The sequence below is a fragment of the Halomonas sp. 1513 genome, from assembly GCA_001971685.1.
In the GTDB taxonomy this organism is placed as follows: domain Bacteria; phylum Pseudomonadota; class Gammaproteobacteria; order Pseudomonadales; family Halomonadaceae; genus Franzmannia.
Map to the genome: position 1 here is coordinate 2,284,343 of CP019326.1, position 16,093 is coordinate 2,300,435.

General features: G+C 66.7%; 17 protein-coding genes. 8 read left to right on the plus strand and 9 right to left on the minus strand.

What is annotated here, in order from left to right:
• Positions 1-11: 11 nt before the first annotated feature.
• From BWR19_10265 to BWR19_10290, 6 genes are all read right to left on the minus strand, one after another.
• The gene (locus BWR19_10265) at positions 12-794 is read right to left on the minus strand and encodes a flagellar basal-body rod protein FlgG (protein ID APX93283.1); all 783 of its coding nucleotides are present in this window, start codon (positions 792-794) and stop codon (positions 12-14) included.
• An 11-nt stretch (positions 795-805) separates the two neighbouring features.
• Complete coding sequence (flgF, locus tag BWR19_10270) at positions 806-1,564, minus strand: flagellar biosynthesis protein FlgF (protein APX93284.1); 759 nt, start codon at positions 1,562-1,564, stop codon at positions 806-808.
• A 23-nt stretch (positions 1,565-1,587) separates the two neighbouring features.
• On the minus strand, positions 1,588-2,949 hold the full coding sequence (flgE, locus tag BWR19_10275) for a flagellar hook protein FlgE (protein APX93285.1): 1,362 nt from the start codon (positions 2,947-2,949) through the stop codon (positions 1,588-1,590).
• 65 nt (positions 2,950-3,014) lie between these two features.
• Positions 3,015-3,692 carry a flagellar basal body rod modification protein gene (gene flgD / locus BWR19_10280; protein APX93286.1) on the minus strand — a complete coding sequence of 226 codons (678 nt, stop codon included), beginning with the start codon at positions 3,690-3,692 and terminating at the stop codon, positions 3,015-3,017.
• Between the two features lie 2 nt (positions 3,693-3,694).
• Positions 3,695-4,102 carry a flagellar basal body rod protein FlgC gene (locus BWR19_10285; GenBank protein APX93287.1) on the minus strand — a complete coding sequence of 136 codons (408 nt, stop codon included), beginning with the start codon at positions 4,100-4,102 and terminating at the stop codon, positions 3,695-3,697.
• A 12-nt stretch (positions 4,103-4,114) separates the two neighbouring features.
• Complete coding sequence (locus BWR19_10290) at positions 4,115-4,528, minus strand: flagellar basal body rod protein FlgB (GenBank protein APX93288.1); 414 nt, start codon at positions 4,526-4,528, stop codon at positions 4,115-4,117.
• 200 nt (positions 4,529-4,728) lie between these two features.
• On the opposite strand from BWR19_10290, the gene BWR19_10295 reads away from it, so the two are divergent.
• The 4 genes from BWR19_10295 to BWR19_10310 all read left to right on the plus strand — a co-directional run bounded on the left by BWR19_10295 (position 4,729) and on the right by BWR19_10310 (position 8,014).
• Entirely contained in the window at positions 4,729-5,433 is a 705-nt protein-coding gene (locus BWR19_10295; protein APX93289.1) for a flagella basal body P-ring formation protein FlgA, read from the plus strand.
• Positions 5,434-5,519: 86 nt separating this feature from the next.
• Positions 5,520-5,816: a flagellar biosynthesis anti-sigma factor FlgM gene (locus tag BWR19_10300; protein ID APX93290.1), complete on the plus strand. Its 297-nt coding sequence runs from the start codon at positions 5,520-5,522 to the stop codon at positions 5,814-5,816.
• Positions 5,813-6,265 carry a flagellar protein FlgN gene (locus tag BWR19_10305; protein APX93291.1) on the plus strand — a complete coding sequence of 151 codons (453 nt, stop codon included), beginning with the start codon at positions 5,813-5,815 and terminating at the stop codon, positions 6,263-6,265. Before BWR19_10300 ends, BWR19_10305 begins: the two co-directional genes overlap by 4 nt.
• 132 nt (positions 6,266-6,397) lie before the next feature.
• Complete coding sequence (locus tag BWR19_10310; protein APX93292.1) at positions 6,398-8,014, plus strand: hypothetical protein; 1,617 nt, start codon at positions 6,398-6,400, stop codon at positions 8,012-8,014.
• 3 nt (positions 8,015-8,017) lie between these two features.
• On the opposite strand, the gene BWR19_10315 is transcribed toward BWR19_10310, so the two are convergent.
• Positions 8,018-8,716 carry a sulfurtransferase gene (locus tag BWR19_10315; protein APX93293.1) on the minus strand — a complete coding sequence of 233 codons (699 nt, stop codon included), beginning with the start codon at positions 8,714-8,716 and terminating at the stop codon, positions 8,018-8,020.
• A 476-nt stretch (positions 8,717-9,192) separates the two neighbouring features.
• The gene (locus BWR19_10320; GenBank protein APX93294.1) at positions 9,193-9,603 is read right to left on the minus strand and encodes a cyclase; all 411 of its coding nucleotides are present in this window, start codon (positions 9,601-9,603) and stop codon (positions 9,193-9,195) included.
• Between the two features lie 137 nt (positions 9,604-9,740).
• On the opposite strand from BWR19_10320, the gene BWR19_10325 reads away from it, so the two are divergent.
• The 4 genes from BWR19_10325 to BWR19_10340 are packed head-to-tail and all read left to right on the plus strand — an operon-like array spanning position 9,741 to position 12,179.
• Entirely contained in the window at positions 9,741-10,436 is a 696-nt protein-coding gene (locus BWR19_10325; protein APX93295.1) for a 7-cyano-7-deazaguanine synthase QueC, read from the plus strand.
• On the plus strand, positions 10,436-11,080 hold the full coding sequence (locus BWR19_10330; protein ID APX93296.1) for a 7-carboxy-7-deazaguanine synthase: 645 nt from the start codon (positions 10,436-10,438) through the stop codon (positions 11,078-11,080). Before BWR19_10325 ends, BWR19_10330 begins: the two co-directional genes overlap by 1 nt.
• Positions 11,077-11,913 (plus strand): 6-pyruvoyl tetrahydropterin synthase-related protein, encoded by an 837-nt coding sequence (locus BWR19_10335; protein APX93297.1) that lies wholly within the window; start codon positions 11,077-11,079, stop codon positions 11,911-11,913. Before BWR19_10330 ends, BWR19_10335 begins: the two co-directional genes overlap by 4 nt.
• Positions 11,913-12,179 (plus strand): zinc/iron-chelating domain-containing protein, encoded by a 267-nt coding sequence (locus tag BWR19_10340; GenBank protein APX94986.1) that lies wholly within the window; start codon positions 11,913-11,915, stop codon positions 12,177-12,179. Before BWR19_10335 ends, BWR19_10340 begins: the two co-directional genes overlap by 1 nt.
• On the opposite strand, the gene BWR19_10345 is transcribed toward BWR19_10340, so the two are convergent.
• Positions 12,176-16,072, minus strand: a complete 3,897-nt coding sequence (locus BWR19_10345) for an ATPase (GenBank protein APX93298.1) — start codon at positions 16,070-16,072, stop codon at positions 12,176-12,178. The two genes, BWR19_10340 and BWR19_10345, sit on opposite strands and share 4 nt — an antisense overlap.
• Between the last annotated feature and the right edge of the window lie 21 nt (positions 16,073-16,093).

Below are 16,093 nucleotides of genomic sequence, written 5' to 3' on the forward strand. Positions count from 1 at the left end.
CCGGGTATCGCTTACAGCTGGCTCAGGCGCGCCAGCATTTCATCGCTGGTCTGCACCGCCTTGCTGTTGATCTCGTAGGCGCGCTGGGTCTGGATCATGCTGACCATCTCCTCCACCACGTTGACGTTGGAGGTCTCGACGTAGCCCTGCATCAGCCGGCCGGCGCCGTTCATGCCCGGCATGGTCTCGTTCATCGGACCGGAGGCGGTGGTCTCGAGGTAGAGGTTGCCGCCGATGCTCTCCAGGCCGGTCGGGTTGACGAAGGTCGCCAGGCTGAGCTGGCCGACCTCCAGGCTCTGGCTGGTGCCCGGCTGGGTCACCGAGACGATACCGTCCTCACCCACGCTGACCGACAGCGCGTTCTCGGGCAGGATGATCGCCGGCTCCACCGGGTAGCCGTTGGCGGTAACCATCTGGCCGTTCTGGTCGAGCTGGAAGCTGCCGTCGCGGGTGTAGGCGGTGTTGCCGTCCGGCATCAAGACCTGAAAGAAGCCGTTGCCGTTGATGGCCAGGTCGCGGGAGTTCTCGGTCTGCTCCAGGCCGCCCTGGTTGTGCAGTCGCTCGGTGGCCACCGGGCGTACGCCGGAGCCGACCTGCATGCCCGACGGCAGGGCATTCTGGATATCGTTCTGGGCACCGGGCTGGCGCAGGTTCTGGTACAGCAGGTCCTCGAACACCGCCCGCGAGCGCTTGAAGCCGTTGGTGCCGACGTTGGCCAGGTTGTTGGAGATGACATCCATCTGCACCTGCTGCGACTCGAGACCGGTCTTGGCGGTCCACAGCGATTTGATCATGAGAGGTTTCCTTAGCCTTGAATGGACAGCAGGTTGTTGGCGCGCTGGGCGTTCTCGTCGGCGCTGTCGATCACCTTCATCTGCATGTCGTAGCGACGCTGGGTATCGATCATCGCCACCATCGACTCGATGGCGCTGACGTTGCTGCCCTCGAGCGAACCGGAGACCACGCGCACGTCCTGGTTGGCAGCGAGGATCGGCACTTCGCCGTCATCGCCGGGCGGCAAGCGGAACAGGCCGTCGTCGCCGCGCGTCAGGGTCTGGTCCTCGGGGTCGACCAGCTTGAGCTGACCCACCGGCACCAGCGCCGTGGGATCTTCGCCGGGGCCGATGGCGCTGATGGTGCCGTCGGCACCGATCGACAGCCTGGCCTCGAGGGGCACGATGATCGGGCCGTCGTCGCCGATCACCGGGCGCCCGACGCTGGTCAGCATGCCGTTGCCGTCGACCTGCAGATCGCCGCGGCGGGTGTAGGCCTCGCCGCCGTCGTCGGTCTGCACCGCCAGCCAGCCGTTGCCCTCCACCGCCACATCGAGCTCACGCCCGGTGGTGCTCACCGGGCCGTGAGAGAAGTCCGAACCCGGCGTGGTGGCGGCCACCGAGGTGCGCGTTGCCAGCAGGCCGTCGCCCTCTACCGGCACCGCGCGCATGGCGTGCAGCTGGGCGCGGAAACCGGCGGTGGCGGCATTCGACAGGTTGTGGTTGACCACCGCCTGCTGATCGAGGCTCTGCTTGGCGCCGCTCATGGCGGTATATAGGATGCGATCCATGGTTCACTCTCCCCGAGGCGTCATCAACGCAGGTTGATGGCGGTCTGCAGGATCTCGTCCTGGGTCTTGATGGTCTGGGAGTTGGCCTGGTAGGCGCGCTGGGAGACGATCATGTCGACCAGCTGCTTGGCCATGTCGACGTTGGACATCTCGACCACCCCGGATTCGATGGAACCGAACATCCCGGTACCCGGCGCACCCACCAGCTCCTGGCCGGAGGCGTTGGTGGCGGTCCAGCCGTTGTCACCGTTGGGCTGCAGGCCTTCGGGGTTGCGGAAGTACGCCAGGGCAATCTGGCCGGCGGGCCGAGACTGCTCGTTGGCGTAGTTCATCATGATGGTGCCGTTGTTCTCGAAGGTAATGCCGACCAGGGCACCGGAAGTGAAGCCATCCTGGGTCAGGGCGCTGGTGGTGGAGTCGTTACCGAACTGGGTGGAGCCGGCCAGGTTGAGTTCGAAATTCAGTGGCTCGGGGTCGTTGCCTAGCGGGGAGTTATCATCAAAGCCGATGTTTTGCTGGGCGCCATCAGCCAAGGTGCCGTTGTTGTTGAACGAGACCCGGAAATCATTGGCGGTACTGTAGTAGCCGTCCATTACCACCTTGGCATCCCAGGTGTTGGAACCAGCAGGGAATGGGGACAAATCATTGGGGTCAGGCTGATCGGCGGCGTCCAGCAGATTGCCGTCTTCGTCATAATATTCACCTTCACCAAGATAATAGACCTCGTCACCATCGGAGAAAGCTAAGCGCCCTTCCTCATCGGCATCCTGACCAATTTTTTCGTAATACACCGTCACATTGCGCGGATTGCCCAGGGAGTCGTAGACGGTAAAGTTATTCGAGTAGTGGTAGTCGATCTCGTTAGCGTCGCCGTTAACCTGGGTGGTACTCAGACCTTGACCAGCATTCTCCCGCGAATCCAGGTTGATGGTGGTGCGCACGTTCTCAGTGGCGCCGGCCGGCATCTCGTCGGCCGGGACGTTGAGCACCTGCGGCTGGCCGCCGACTTGCACCTCACCGGCGGCGTTGAGGCCGTAGCCCATCAGCTGCGCGCCCTGGGCGTTGACCAAGGTGCCGTCCGGGGTCAGGTTGAGCTGGCCGTTGCGCGAGTAGACGATCTCGCCACCCTGCTCGTAGCGCAGGAAGCCCTCACCGCTGACCGCCAAGTCGAGGTTGCGGTTGGTCGACTCGAGGTTGCCTTCGGTGAAGTCCTGTACGGTCGCCGAGACCCGCGTGCCCAGGCCTACCGAGCCGGCGAAGACGTCGGCGAACTGGGTGCTCGAGCCCTTGAAACCGACGGTCTGCGAGTTGGAGATATTGTTGCCCAGGGTGCCGAGGCTAGATGATGCCGCGTTCAACCCGCTCAAGGCCTGTGAAAAGCTCATGGTCCTTCTCCCTGTGTCACCGTGTGGTGGCTATTTTTTTACGCTGCGTGTCGTGAATGGGGCGCTCAGAGGCGCAGAATCTGGCGAATGTCTTCGAGGCTGGCCTGCTCACTGATGCCGCCCAGGTCGAGGCGCGGCGAGCCGTTCTTGTCAGTGGATACCCCGCTGACCACGGCATAGTTGAGCGCCTTGGTGTCGACCTTGTCGTCGCCCGAGGTGGCCTCGAAGGAGATGCTGTAGGCGCCCTGCGGTGCCATCTCGCCGCTGTCGAGCTTGCCGTCCCATTCGAACGACTCGACGCCCGACGACACCGCACCGATGTCGAAGCTGCGCACCACCTGACCGCCACCGTCGCGAATCGTGGCCTTGACGTTGTCTGCCGACTTGCCGAGCTCGATGCCGAACGGCGTGGCGCCGTCCTTGCCGACCAGGATGCGGTCGCCGGGCACCAGCACGCCCTGGCCGATCAACCCCGCGGCCTGGAGGGTTTGGCCGGCATCGATCTGGCCGGTGATGCCCTTGAGGGTCGTGTTGAGCTCCTCGATGCCGCTGACGGTGTTGATCTGCGCCAGCTGCGAGGTCATCTCCGCGTTCTCCATCGGATTGAGCGGGTCCTGGTTCTGCAACTGGGTGATCAGCAGGGTCATGAAGTTTTCGCGCAGGTCCTCCGACTGGCGCGCGCTGCCGCTGCCGGCGGTCGCGTTCATGCTGTTCATCACGCTGCTATCGATGATGTTGGACACGATCAGCCCTCCCCGATGGTCAGGGTCTTGAGCATCATCTGCTTGCTGGTATTCATCACCTCGACGTTGGCCTGGTAGGAGCGCGACGCCGAGATCATGTTAACCATCTCGTGGACCGGCTCGACGTTGGGCATCTGCACATAGCCCTGCTCGTCGGCCAGCGGGTGCTCGGGACGGTACTCCATGCGCAGCGGGCTCTGGTCCTCGACCACTTCGCTGACGCGCACGCCGCCCACGCCGTGGCGGCCCTGGGCCTGGGTCTCGAACATCACCTGCTTGGCACGATAGGCCTCACCGTCGGGACCGGCCACGCTATCGGCGTTGGCCAGGTTGCTGGCGGTGGCGTTCATGCGCTGCGACTGGGCGCTCATCGCCGAGCCGGATATATCGAAGACGGAGAACATCGACATGGACTGCTCCTGTTACTCGGGCTGCATGGCCGACTTGAGGCCCTGAATGCGGCTGTTGATCATGGTCAGTGACGCTTGGTAGCGCACCGCGTTATCGGCGAACTGGGTGCGCTCACGGTCCATGTCCACGGTGTTGCCATCCAGGCTTGGCTGGTCCGGTACCCGGTAGAGCAGCTCCTGGCCGGCCGGTGCGCTGGCCTGGGCAGGAATGTGCCGCGCCGAGGTGGTGGCCAGGGCCATGCCCTGACCGCCGGTCCTGCCGCTCTCCATCACCTTGGAAAGCTCGCGGGAGAAGTCCATGTCGCGAGCCTTGTAGTTGGGCGTGTCGGCATTGGCGATATTCGCGGCCAGCACTTCGTGGCGCTCGGCGCGCAGATTGAGGGCTTCCTGATGAAAATTCAGGGCACCCGAGAGTTTGTCGATCATCCGCTGAGCCTCCCTTCTCGATGGCCGTTGGCGGCCCTTGGGGTATTGGGTCAGCGTGGAGAATAGAGGAGCCGCTGTCAGGACAAAGGCAAGAACAGGGACCGCTTTTCGCGTCATTTTGAACGTTGTGTTTCTGCCTGGCGGCCTAGAATCGTGATCCTCGGTCAATCTCGCCTGCGCGCTGCGCAGAGGACGTCACCATGCCATTTGCCTGCTCCCTTCGTGTCTGCATCACCACGCTGACCACCGCGCTATGCCTGACCCTGCCGCTGTCGGCCAGCGCCGAGGCCTCGCGCCAGCTGCTGGTCGAGCGGGTCCACGGCTTTCTCTATGAGCGCAGCCGGGACTTGGGCAACGAGGTGCATATCGAAGTGCATCCACCCTCGGCGCACCTGCCGGCGTGCGAGTCACCGCAACCGTTTATTCCTAATGAGCGCGCCCTGTCCCAGGGCCGAATCTCGGTAGGGGTGCGCTGCGGCGACCAGGGCCAGCAGGTGCGCTACATGCAGGCCTCGGTGGCGGTGATCGGTGACTATGTGGTGCTGCGTGAGGACGTCTCGGCCGGCACCGTGATCACTAGCGACATGCTGGAACTCAGCGAAGCGGAACTGGGCAGCCTGCCGCGCGGCGTGATCACCGACCTCGATCAGGTCATCGGCCAGGAGAGCGCCCGTGCGCTGCGCGCCGGCAGCGCCATCACGGCGCAGCAGTTGCGCGAGGTGACCCTGGTGGAACGCGGCGCCTCGGTGCGTATCGAAGCGGTAGGCGACGGCTTTGCGGTCAGCCGCGAAGGCCAAGCCCTGGACAGCGGCGGCATGGGCCGCGAGATCCGCGTGCGACTCGCCAATCGCGAGATCCTCAACGCCGAGGTCAGTGGCCGCAATCGGCTAAGCGTCCATTTTTAACCTCAGCAGCGATTGGCAAAATAGTATTCAAGTTCGCTCCATCCCCGCCGATACTAGGGGAAAGGAACGAGCGAGAGAGGCTTCCCGTGAAAATCGATAGCTCCCACCCCCTGGCGCGCCCCCAGCAAGGCGAGCCGGGTAACACCAGCAAGGCGACGGCCACCGGCAACGCCCCGGCCAAGCCCGGCAGCCCGGCGGCGGTCACGCATTTGAGCGATACCGGCGCCAGCAGCGGCCAGGACATCGACATGGCCCGCGTCGAGGAGATTCGCCAGGCGATCAGCGACGGCAAGCTCGACATCCGTGCCGAACGCATCGCCGACGGCCTGATCGACAGCGTGCGCGACATGCTCGGCCACGACAGCGGCACGCCGCGCTCATGAGCCTGGCCGCCCACCTCGCTCGCCAACAGCAGCGCCTAGAGGCGCTGGTCACGCTGCTCGAGCAGGAGCGTGAGGCGCTGTGTGCCGGACGCGTCGACGGCCAGCAGCTCAACGAGCTGGCGGCCGGCAAGCAGGCCCTGTTCGATGAGCTCGACCGGCTCGAGAGCCAGCGCCGCAGCGCCCAGCACAAGCTCGGTTACGCCGAGGGGCTGCCCGGCGCCGAGGCCGCGGCCCGCGATGCCGACTGCCTGCACGCCTGGCTTGCCATGCGCGACAGTGCCGAACGCGCCCGCCACCTCAACGCCCAGAACGGCGAGCTGATCACCACCCGCCTCAATCACAATCAGCGCACGCTCAACTTCCTGCACGAAGCCGCCGGCAAGGCGCTCTACGGGCCGGACGGCCAGGCCAAGCGCAAGGGGCTGGCGGGAATCGCCTCAAAGGCCTGATCCCAGCCTTGACCTCAACGCAGCGCCTGATCAATAGTCGGTTACGTCGACTTAACAATTGTCAGGCTGGTACGTGGCTCTAGTGCTGCGCTGCTCCTGGCCTTGTAGCAAGTGCCCAGGATGGAGACCGGCATGCCCCACTTCGCAGAACAAGACAGCGCCACCCGCAGCGCTGCAGGGCCCGCCGGCCACTTAGAGGATACCGCCCCCCTGCTACTCCCCGAGGCGTTGGCCAAGGCGGTCGGCGCCAATCGTGCCCTGCCCTCGCTGCCGGCCGCGGTGATGCAAATCATCGAGCTTGCCGACGCCGAGGATGCCAATCTCCAGGAATTTACCGCCGCCATCGAGCGCGACCCGGCGCTGACGCTGCGCATGCTGGGACTGGCCAACAGCGTCTTCCACGCCTACGACACCCCCGCCGAGACCTGCCATGAAGCCGTCACCCGTCTGGGCGTCGACGCCACCCTGTCGGTCGCACTGGGCTTCGGCCTCGCCAATCGTCAGCAGCGCCGCTCTCACGGCCTGGATCTGGATCACTTCTGGCATCGCGCGCTGATCAGTGCCCTGATCGGCCATGCGCTGGCCAAAGCGCTGCACGCCCCTTCGCCGGGTCGCGCCTTCACCCTCGGCCTGCTGCAGGATATCGGCATGCTGGCCCTGGACGCCTGCCTGCCGAGGGGCTATGCCGCGCTGCTGTCGAGCACCGACAGCCACGCTGCCTTGAGCGCCGCCGAGTGCAAGGCATGGGGCTGTGATCATGCGCTGGTGGGTGCCTGGCTCGCCCAGCACTGGGGGTTGCCCGAGCGACTGGTGGCCGGCATTGCCGCCAGTCACCTGCCGCTGGATCAGGTCACCATCGAGCAGCGCTGCGTCAATGCCTCGGGGCAGCTCGCCGAAGCCTGGCTGAGCAGCAACGCTTTGCAGGTCGATGACAGCGAACCGCCGCTGGTCAGCGACCTGCAGCTTGTTGCGCCGGCGCTGAATATCGATTCCGACACCCTGATCGAGCTGCTCTGCGGCCTGCAGCAGACGCTGCCGACCACCGCCGAGCTGATGCACATCAGCTGCCCGCCGGATTTCGATGCCACCCGCACCTTGCTGGTGGCCAAGCAGCAGTTGCACGCCCACCACCTCAAGCTCAGCCAGCAGCTGCTCGACCAGCACCTGGAGATCGAGCGACTGCGCCAGCGCCAGGCCGACCTCGACCAGCGCGTACGCCACGACCCACTCACCGGGCTGTATAACCGCGCCCACCTGGAAATGCTGCTCGAGCAGCACTTCCGTGAGGCGCTGGTTCAAGGCTTGTCGCTGAGCCTGGTATTCATCGACCTGGACCACTTCAAGCAGCTCAACGACCGCTACGGTCATCGGCTCGGCGACGAGGTGCTGAAGGGCTTTGCCGCCTTGCTACGGGAGCTGTTGAGTCGCGAGGTGCTGGGGGGGCGCTACGGTGGGGAGGAGTTCATTCTGTTTCTGCCGGGCGGCGGACGCGAGGCCGCCAGACGTCTAGCCGATACGCTGCAGCAGCACATGGCAGCGCGCAAGCTGGCGATGACCAGCGACCACAGCGAGATTCGCGTCAGTGCATCCATGGGTGTCGTGAGCCTGGCGGACGGCGATTTCGTCAACTCCGCGGACCTGATCCAGGCCGCCGACCAGGCGATGTATGTGGCCAAGCGCGCGGGCCGTGGGCGCATCGTTCACTACCGCGCCGGCATGGCAGCCCAGGAGCAGCAGGACAGCGCCTGACCCTCAGGCTTCCCCCTCCTCCTCGCGGCGGCGCTCCACCGCCCGCCTTACACCGGCCCCCAGCAGCAGCAGCACGGCCAGCGCCACCAGCGGCAGCACCACGCCGAGGCTCAAGGCGTCACCGGTTTCGACTGCCGCCAAGGCGCCATGAATGGCACTGGCGTAGACTGCCCACTTGACTCCCAGCCCGATCACCGCGGCGATCACGAAGGTGCGCAGCGGCAGGTGCAGCAGCCCCGCCGCGTAGTTGATCACCGAATGCGGGAAGCCCGGCAATACGCGGAAGGCGCACTGGGTCAGGGCATCGCTGCGCCGGCTCATGACGCGCATGATGCGACGCGTCAGGCCCTTGGGGGTGTAGCGCTGCCGGAAAGTGGCCGCCAGCCAGTAGGCGCCGAGCGCGCCCCCAACGCTGCCAACGATCAGCATCGGGGTAGCGACCCAGGGCGGATGGAAAGGCGCGATCAGCCACAGGCCAATACTGCCCGGCAGCCCCACGGCCAGAGTCACCGCCATCACCGCCATCACCGCCAACATGGTCAAGGGGTGGTGAGAGGCCTCATCGGCCCAATGGCGAAAAGCGCTCAAGTCGGGCGACTGCCACACCCACAGCAGTACCGCCATCAGGACCGAGGCGCCGATCGCTACTAGACGCCAGTGGCCGCGCGCTTCGCGCACCTCATCGTTCGTGTCGCTTTGCATCGAGCCTTCCCAGCCTCTGCAGCCAATTCAAAAGGCCCCAATGGTGCCACGAAATGCCGTAAACATCATGCGCGCTACCGTCAAACTATTTAGCGAGCTAGCGAGGGACGCCGGCGGCAGGTCGAAGAGGGGGTTCTGCGCCATGGATGGCGCAGGTAGCGCCCAGGGATGGTTTACAGCGCCCCCTCGTAGGCCTGCCGGCGGATCAGTCCCGAGCGAGGCCGGCAACAGTTAACCCATCGGCGGGGGCGTATCGTCATCCTGCTGGGTAAGCATCGATGAAGCCGGGTTGCCCGGCTGAATTCGCTGATCGATGTAGTGCAGCACGCCGAGCTGCACGACCAGGATCGACACGCACAGCATCAAACTCTTCCACATGATGGCAGGTTCCAGGTACCGGAGCAGGCGCTCCAACAGCGCTAATATAAGCCCTGCCGCGTCACCGCAACAGCGCTTTTTTAGTGCCTCGCTGCGACCTAGAGCCGCGCCTCGACGCGCTCCAAAATCTGCCGGCTGACCTTGCTGACCAGCGGCTTGGCGGCGCGATTGACGGCGCGCTCCAGGAGCCGGTTGTTGATACGGTAGTCGATGGTCAGCGACACCTCGGTGCCGTCGCCGACCTGGCGCAGCCGGTAGCACCCCTGGTTGCGCACGCCGTCCAGCGACTCCCACGCCAGCCGCTCCGGCGCCCGGCGCTCGGTGATCTCGACGTCGAAGGTCCAGTCCATGCCGACCGCTCGCACGTGCCAGCGATAGCGCTGCTCGCCCAGCGCTTCGATGGCTTCGATCAGGTCGGAGTAGTCGGCGAAGTCCTCCACCCGCTCGAGCAGGGCGAAGACCCGCTCCGGGGGGGCCGGCAGAATGGCACTGTGCTCGATGGTGGCCATGACGATCCTTGCTGTGGTGACAACGCTGTTCCGAGAGTACCGGGACGGCCGGCGTATAGCCAGGCCCCAGCGGCGCGGCTACAATGGCGCCGCACCCGGACCGGACCCCGGACAAATTCTCCGACAGGGATTTTCCCATGACAACCGATACTCGACCCGCCGTAGTGATCTACTCCGGCGGCATGGACTCCTATACCGTTCTCCACCGCGCGCTGCGCGAGGGCCATGCCGTCCACGCGCTGTCATTCGACTATGGCCAGCGGCATGCCCGCGAACTCGACGTGGCCGGCGCCGTTTGCCAGCGCCTCGGCGTAGCGCATCAGGTGATCGACATTCGTGCCATCCACGGCCTGATCGACAACTCGGCGCTGACCGATGCCAGTCGCGACATGCCCAGCGGCGACTACGACGCCGACAACCTGGCAGCGACCGTGGTGCCCAACCGCAACATGATCCTGCTCTCGCTGGCCATCGCCCAGGCGGTCAATATCGGCGCCCCCAGGGTCTACTACGGCGCCCACGGCGGCGACCACGTGCTCTACCCCGACTGCCGCCCCGAGTTCGTCGAGCGCATGAACGCGGTGGCGGCAATCGCCAACTTCGAGGCGGTGGAGATCGTCGCCCCCTACCTGCGCCGCGGCAAGGACCAGATCCTCGCCGACGGACTGGCCATGGGCCTCGACTACGCCGAGACCTGGACCTGCTACCTGGGCGGCGAGCTGGCCTGCGGCACCTGCGGCAGCTGCCGCGAGCGGCTGGCGGCCTTCGCCGCCAACGGCGTCCGCGACCCGCTCGGCTATTTGCCGCGCGCCGACAGTGGAGCAGCGCGCTGATGTACCACGTCAAGGAAGCGTTCTATACCCTGCAGGGTGAAGGCGCCCGCGCCGGACGCGCCAGCGTGTTCTGCCGCTTCAGCGGCTGCAACCTGTGGAGCGGCCGCGAACAGGACCGCGCCGGCAGCATTTGCCAGTTCTGCGACACCGACTTCATCGGCACCGACGGTGACGGCGGCGGCCGCTTCGGCAGCGCAGACGCCCTCGCCGACCACCTGCTCGGCATGTGGCCGGCTACCAGCCAAGGGGCAACGCCCTATGTGGTATTTACCGGCGGTGAGCCGCTGCTGCAGCTCGATGGCACGCTGATCGAGGCCATGCACGCGCGGGGCTTCGAGATTGCCGTGGAGACCAACGGCACCCTGCCGCCGCCCGCCGGTATCGACTGGCTGTGCGTCAGCCCCAAGGGTAGCAGCCGGCTGGCGGTCACCGCCGGCGACGAGCTCAAGCTGGTCTACCCGCAAGCAGAAGCGCCGCCGGAGCACTTCGCTGAACTCGACTTCCAGCATTTCTATCTGCAGCCGATGGATCTGGCACCACAGGGTGGCGACGGCACCACCCTCGAGGCCACGCTGGCGTACTGCCTGGCTACCCCGCGCTGGCGACTGTCGCTGCAGACCCACAAGATCGCGGGGTTCGCATGACGCTATTCGTGAATCGCTTGACCCAGTTGGACGTCTCGCTGTGGTGCCCCAGCCGCGGGCTGATCGGCGCCAGCTGGCACGTGGATGTAGAACTCGACGGCACGCTGGGCGAGGACGGCATGCTGTTCGACTTCGGCGAGGTCAAGCCGTGGATCAAGTCGCGGCTGGACGCCGGCGCCGACCATACGCTGCTGGTGCCGAGCCGCGCGCCGGGCATCAGCGTTCAGGAGTGCCGCGAGGGGCTCTCGATACGCACCCAGCTGCCCTACCCCATGGAGGTGCGCGGTCCTCGCCAGGCCTTTACCCTGCTGCCGTGGCAGGCCGTGAGCGCCGAGCGGCTCGGTGAGCACCTGGCCAAGGAGCTGATGCGACGGCCGCCGCCGCGGGTCGAGGCGATCCGCCTCGGGCTGCGCGACGAAGCCATCGACGGCGCCGCCTATACCTACAGTCACGGCCTCAAGCGCCACGCCGGCAACTGCCAGCGCATCGCCCACGGCCACCGCTCGCGCCTCGAGATCTGGCGACAGGGCCACCGCGACGCGGGGCTGGAGGCCCGTTGGGCCGCCTGGCTGGCCGATCGCTACCTGGTCGATGCCGAGGACGTGTTCAGCGACGACGACAGCGACACCCTGCACTGCCGCTACCGCGCGCCCCAGGGCAACTTCGCGATGCGCCTGCCCCGTGCGCGCTGCGCCGTACTGCCATCCCCGACCACGGTGGAGCACATCGCCACCTGGCTCGCCGAGCGGATCGCCCGGGAGTGCGGTGAGCGCATCAAGGTCAAGGCCTTCGAGGGGATCGACAAAGGCGCCATCGCCGAGGCAGGGCCGTGATCGAGGGGCAACAGGACGGCTGCCGGGCCGGCTGCGGCGCCTGCTGCATCGCCCCGTCGATCAGCTCGCCGATTCCCGGCATGCCGTTCGGCAAGCCCGCCGGGGTGCGCTGTGCGCAGCTCGATGATGACAATCTGTGCCGGCTGTTCGGCGACCCGCAGCGCCCGGCCGTATGCCGGGCCTTCGACTACGACGCCGAGCTGTGCGGCGAGCAGCGCAGCGAGGCGCTGACGCGCATCGCTGCACTCGAGCTCTCGACGAGCTAGTCGTTCTCGACGCTCGCCGGGACCCGCTGATCGAGCAGGTTGCGCCAGCGCACCAGCACCGGTGCGTCGCTGTGTGACACCTCGCTGAGCAGCCGCCGGAAGTCGTCTCGCGCCTTGCCGTCGGCCGGGTCGATCAGCGTCAGCCACAGCTCCAGGGCATGCAGCTGCTGGTGCAGGTTCTCGTGTTCGCGGGCCTGGGCGAGGGCCTGCTCGGCCAGCACCCGGACCGCCTCGCGGGGGTGGCCCAGCTGATGACGCACCCGCGCCAGCTGAGTGGCGATCTCCGGCAGGTAGAGCGAGCCGCGCTCCTGGGCCACCAGCAGACACTGGTCGAGGTAATCCTCGGCTCGAGCGTACTCACCCAGCGCCATGCAGGCATCCACGTACCACAGCACCGGACGCGTAAAGCGCTCGCGTCCGGTCACTTCGTCGAACTCCTCCATGCCCGCCTGCAGCATCACCAGGCCATCGGCATCGCCGGCCAGGGCACGCTGCCAGCCGATCAGGCTCTGCGACGACACCTGCCACAGGTGCAGGTCCGGAGTGCCGGTCATCTCGAAGGCGCGCTGGGCACGCATCCCGGCCAGATGGACGTGGCCGAGCTGGCGATAGACCGCCGCCGAGAACAGCAGCGCCATGGCCAGCGAGCCGGGGTGATTGAACCGCTCGGCGAGGCGGATGGCGGCCTCGGCCTGCTGCTCGGCGCGGCGATAGTCGCCGCGCAGGCACAGCGCCCACCCCTGATAGCAGGAGGCGGCAACCTGGGGGTGATCGGAGAACGGCAGCCACTCGATCAACATCGCCTGATTGAGCGGGTCGATCTCCTCGAGATGATCGTAGGCCTGGCGAATGCGCCCGGCCCAGTATTCGCAGGTGGCCTGAGCGTAGTCGGCGAGACGCTGGTAGCGCACGTCGTCGAGGCGCGCCGCCAGGTCGGCGAGGTGGGAGGCCAGCGAGAAGGCGTCGGCATGGGCGTGACGCTGGCTGCAGCCCACCCATAGTCCCCACTTGACCAGAAAGCGCTGTTCGAGGTCCGTCTCTTCATCGACGAGCAGCTCGCTGCCGTCGCAGGCCATCAGCTCGCGGGCACGCACGAAGCTTTCATGGGCCGTCGGTGAGCCGTGCCCCTCGAGGGCGAACGCCGCCTGGCCGCGCACCGTGAGCAGACTGATCTCGCGCTCGGCCTGATCGTTGACATGGCGCAGGCTGGCGAGCCCGAAATCGGCCATTTTCAGCGCGGTGCGGTTGGCGCTGACCTTGAGCGCCTCGCGGGCCGCCAGCTCGAAGTAGCGCGCGCCGCGGGCATAGTGGCCGCTGCGCCGCAGGTGAGTGGCAAAGTCGCCGGGATGGCGGCTGATCCACATCGGGAAGCGCTCCTCGATGAGGTTGACCACCTGCAGGTGAATACGCATGCGCAGGTCCCGCGGGCAGGACAGGTAGGCCGCTTCCTGCAGCAGCTGATGGCTGAACTGGTAGTCGAATTCACTGCCGCTGTCGCAGGCCTCGATGACTTCGAGGCGACACATCTGCTCCAGCGCCTGCTTGAGGCGCGCCGGCTCCCAGCCGCTGCACTCGACCAGGAAGTCGAGCCGGAACTGACGCCCCAGCACCGCCGCCACGTGGGCGATCTCGCGGTCGACGTCGAGCTGGTCGATGCGGCTGGCGAGCAGGCCGAGTAGGCCACGGGGCAGCTCGTCGAGCTGCACGCTGCGCCCCTCGCGGCGGTCCATGTCGAGGCGTCGGCAGATCTCCTGCAGGTAGAGCGGCACGCCGTCGCAGCGCTCGATCAGCTGATTGCGCAGCCGCGGGCTGAGGTGCAACCGATAGCGACGCGCCAGCTGCGACAGCAGCCGCGAGGACTGCAGCGCATCGAGGCGACCGAGGGCGATCTGCTGGTCCCAGTGCAGCTTGGCCGGCAGCGGCTCGCGGCCGTGGTGGCTGGCCACCATCAGCAGCGGGCAGTTGATCGGCAGCCGCGCCTGCAGCCCGGAAAGCACCTTGAACGATGGCTCGTCGAGCCACTGCAGGTCGTCGATCATCATCACCAGCGGCCGCTCCTGGGTGAGCAGCTCGATCAGGCGCTGCATCAGGCTGACCACCAGCTCCACCGCCTCACCGCTCTGGGTCAGCGCCGAGAGCTCCTCGGGCTCGCGAACACCGAGCGCCTCTTCGAGCAGCTGGCGCTTACCGTCGTCCAGCGTCAAGCCCGGCAGCTGCTCGAGCAGCGCACCAAACGCCTCGCTGTCGACGGCATCGCCCAGATGCCAGTAGAGCAGCTGACGCGCCACGCCATACGGCATCTGCACCGAGAGCCGCGTGGTCGGCTGCCAGCAGACGGCGGCATCGCGGCTCTGCTCGACCTGGCGGAAGCCGACCAGCAGCGCCGACTTGCCCATGCCCGAGGCGCCGCGCACCAGTACGCTCTGGCGCAGGCCGATACCCGCCCGCGCCAGGGCGTCGCGCAGCTTGCGCAGCGCCGACTCGCGACCGATCAGGCTCGGCGGCAACGCCTCGCGGCCGCCCTCGTTGGCGCCCAGCACCAGCGCTCGCAGGCGAATCTTGCCGTCGCTGGCCAGCAGCCGCGACGACAGCCGCGGCTGCAGGTCGAGGGCCGGCGGCATGTGCTGGCTCGACTCCTGGGAGATCACCAGCTCGCTGCCTTCCGCGGCGCTCATCAGCTCCAGCGAGACCTGGGTGACCTGGCCGAGCGGATCGACCAGCTGGCGCTCGGGCAGGTAAACCACTCGCCCACTGTTGAGACCCGCGGCCAGTTCGAAGGACGGCGTCGCGCCGTCGCCGTGCCAGTGCCGCGCGCTCTCATCAGGCAGCGCGCGCCGGCAGTGTTCGTAGAGCGCCACCAGCTCGGCCAGCTGGTGCGCCGGACCGTGGGTACCAAAGCAGGCCAGGCCCAGGCCACCGGTGGCGCCCGGCAACCAGAAGCCCCCCAGGTGGTGACACTGCTGCTCGAGCCAGCGCATCAATTCGATCTGCAGCGTCAGGCAGGCGCGGGTCTCGGAGCGGTCCTGCCACTCGCCCTTGAGGCGCAGTCGGATAGCCATCACCGACAGCTGGCGCTGCTCGATCTCATCGTCGCGTAGCGGTGAGCTGTCGGCGGCCAGTGCGCGTGAAAACGCCCCCTGGGGCGAGAGCCGCTGCATGTCGGCCTTGCCGTCGGACCAGTGGCGAGCCAGCTGCAGGAAGTTCGGCTCGGGCTGCTGACCGGAGAGCGCCAGCAGCTGCAGGTAGGCGTTGTACTGTTCATGGGCGGCCGCCGACTGGCCCTGTTCGGCAAGCTGACGTACCAGCCGCTCATGGAACGGGCCGTAGCCGGAGAAGCGGCTGACCAGGGCGCGCAGCACGTGCTCGGGCACCTCGTCGTGGGCGTCGAGCACCGTCTCGGCGTAGGCGATGACCCGCTGACGCCACTCGTTGCGCACCCGCAGCAGCCAGCGCTGGAACTCGGCGCAGGCCGACAGCTGGAGTTCCTCGACCAGGTCGCCGCGGTAGATATCGAGGATCGTTTCGAGGTTGGCGATATCGGCCGGCGCGTCGAGCATCTCCTGCAGTTCGTAGAGGTCGAACCCCCACTCGTCGGGCAGCTTGAAGGCGATGGTCTGGCGCGACACCACCAGCACCCGCTCGGCCTGGTCGCCCAGCGACTGGCGCAGGCAGTGCAGCGCGTGGCGCAGGTTGGTACGCCCCGAGGACAGCCCCTGGTCGGGCCACAGCAGCTCGGCCAGGGTCGAACGGTTGACCGGCTGGCGATGCAGCAGCAGATAGACCAGCAGGGCCTTGACCTTGTCGTAGCTGAACTGGGAAAGGCTGTCCTCGCCGAGCATCAGAGAAAAGTGACCGAATAGCGCTAACTGCTCGTTGACAGGTGATTCCCGCATGATGATGGTTCCTGCGTTATT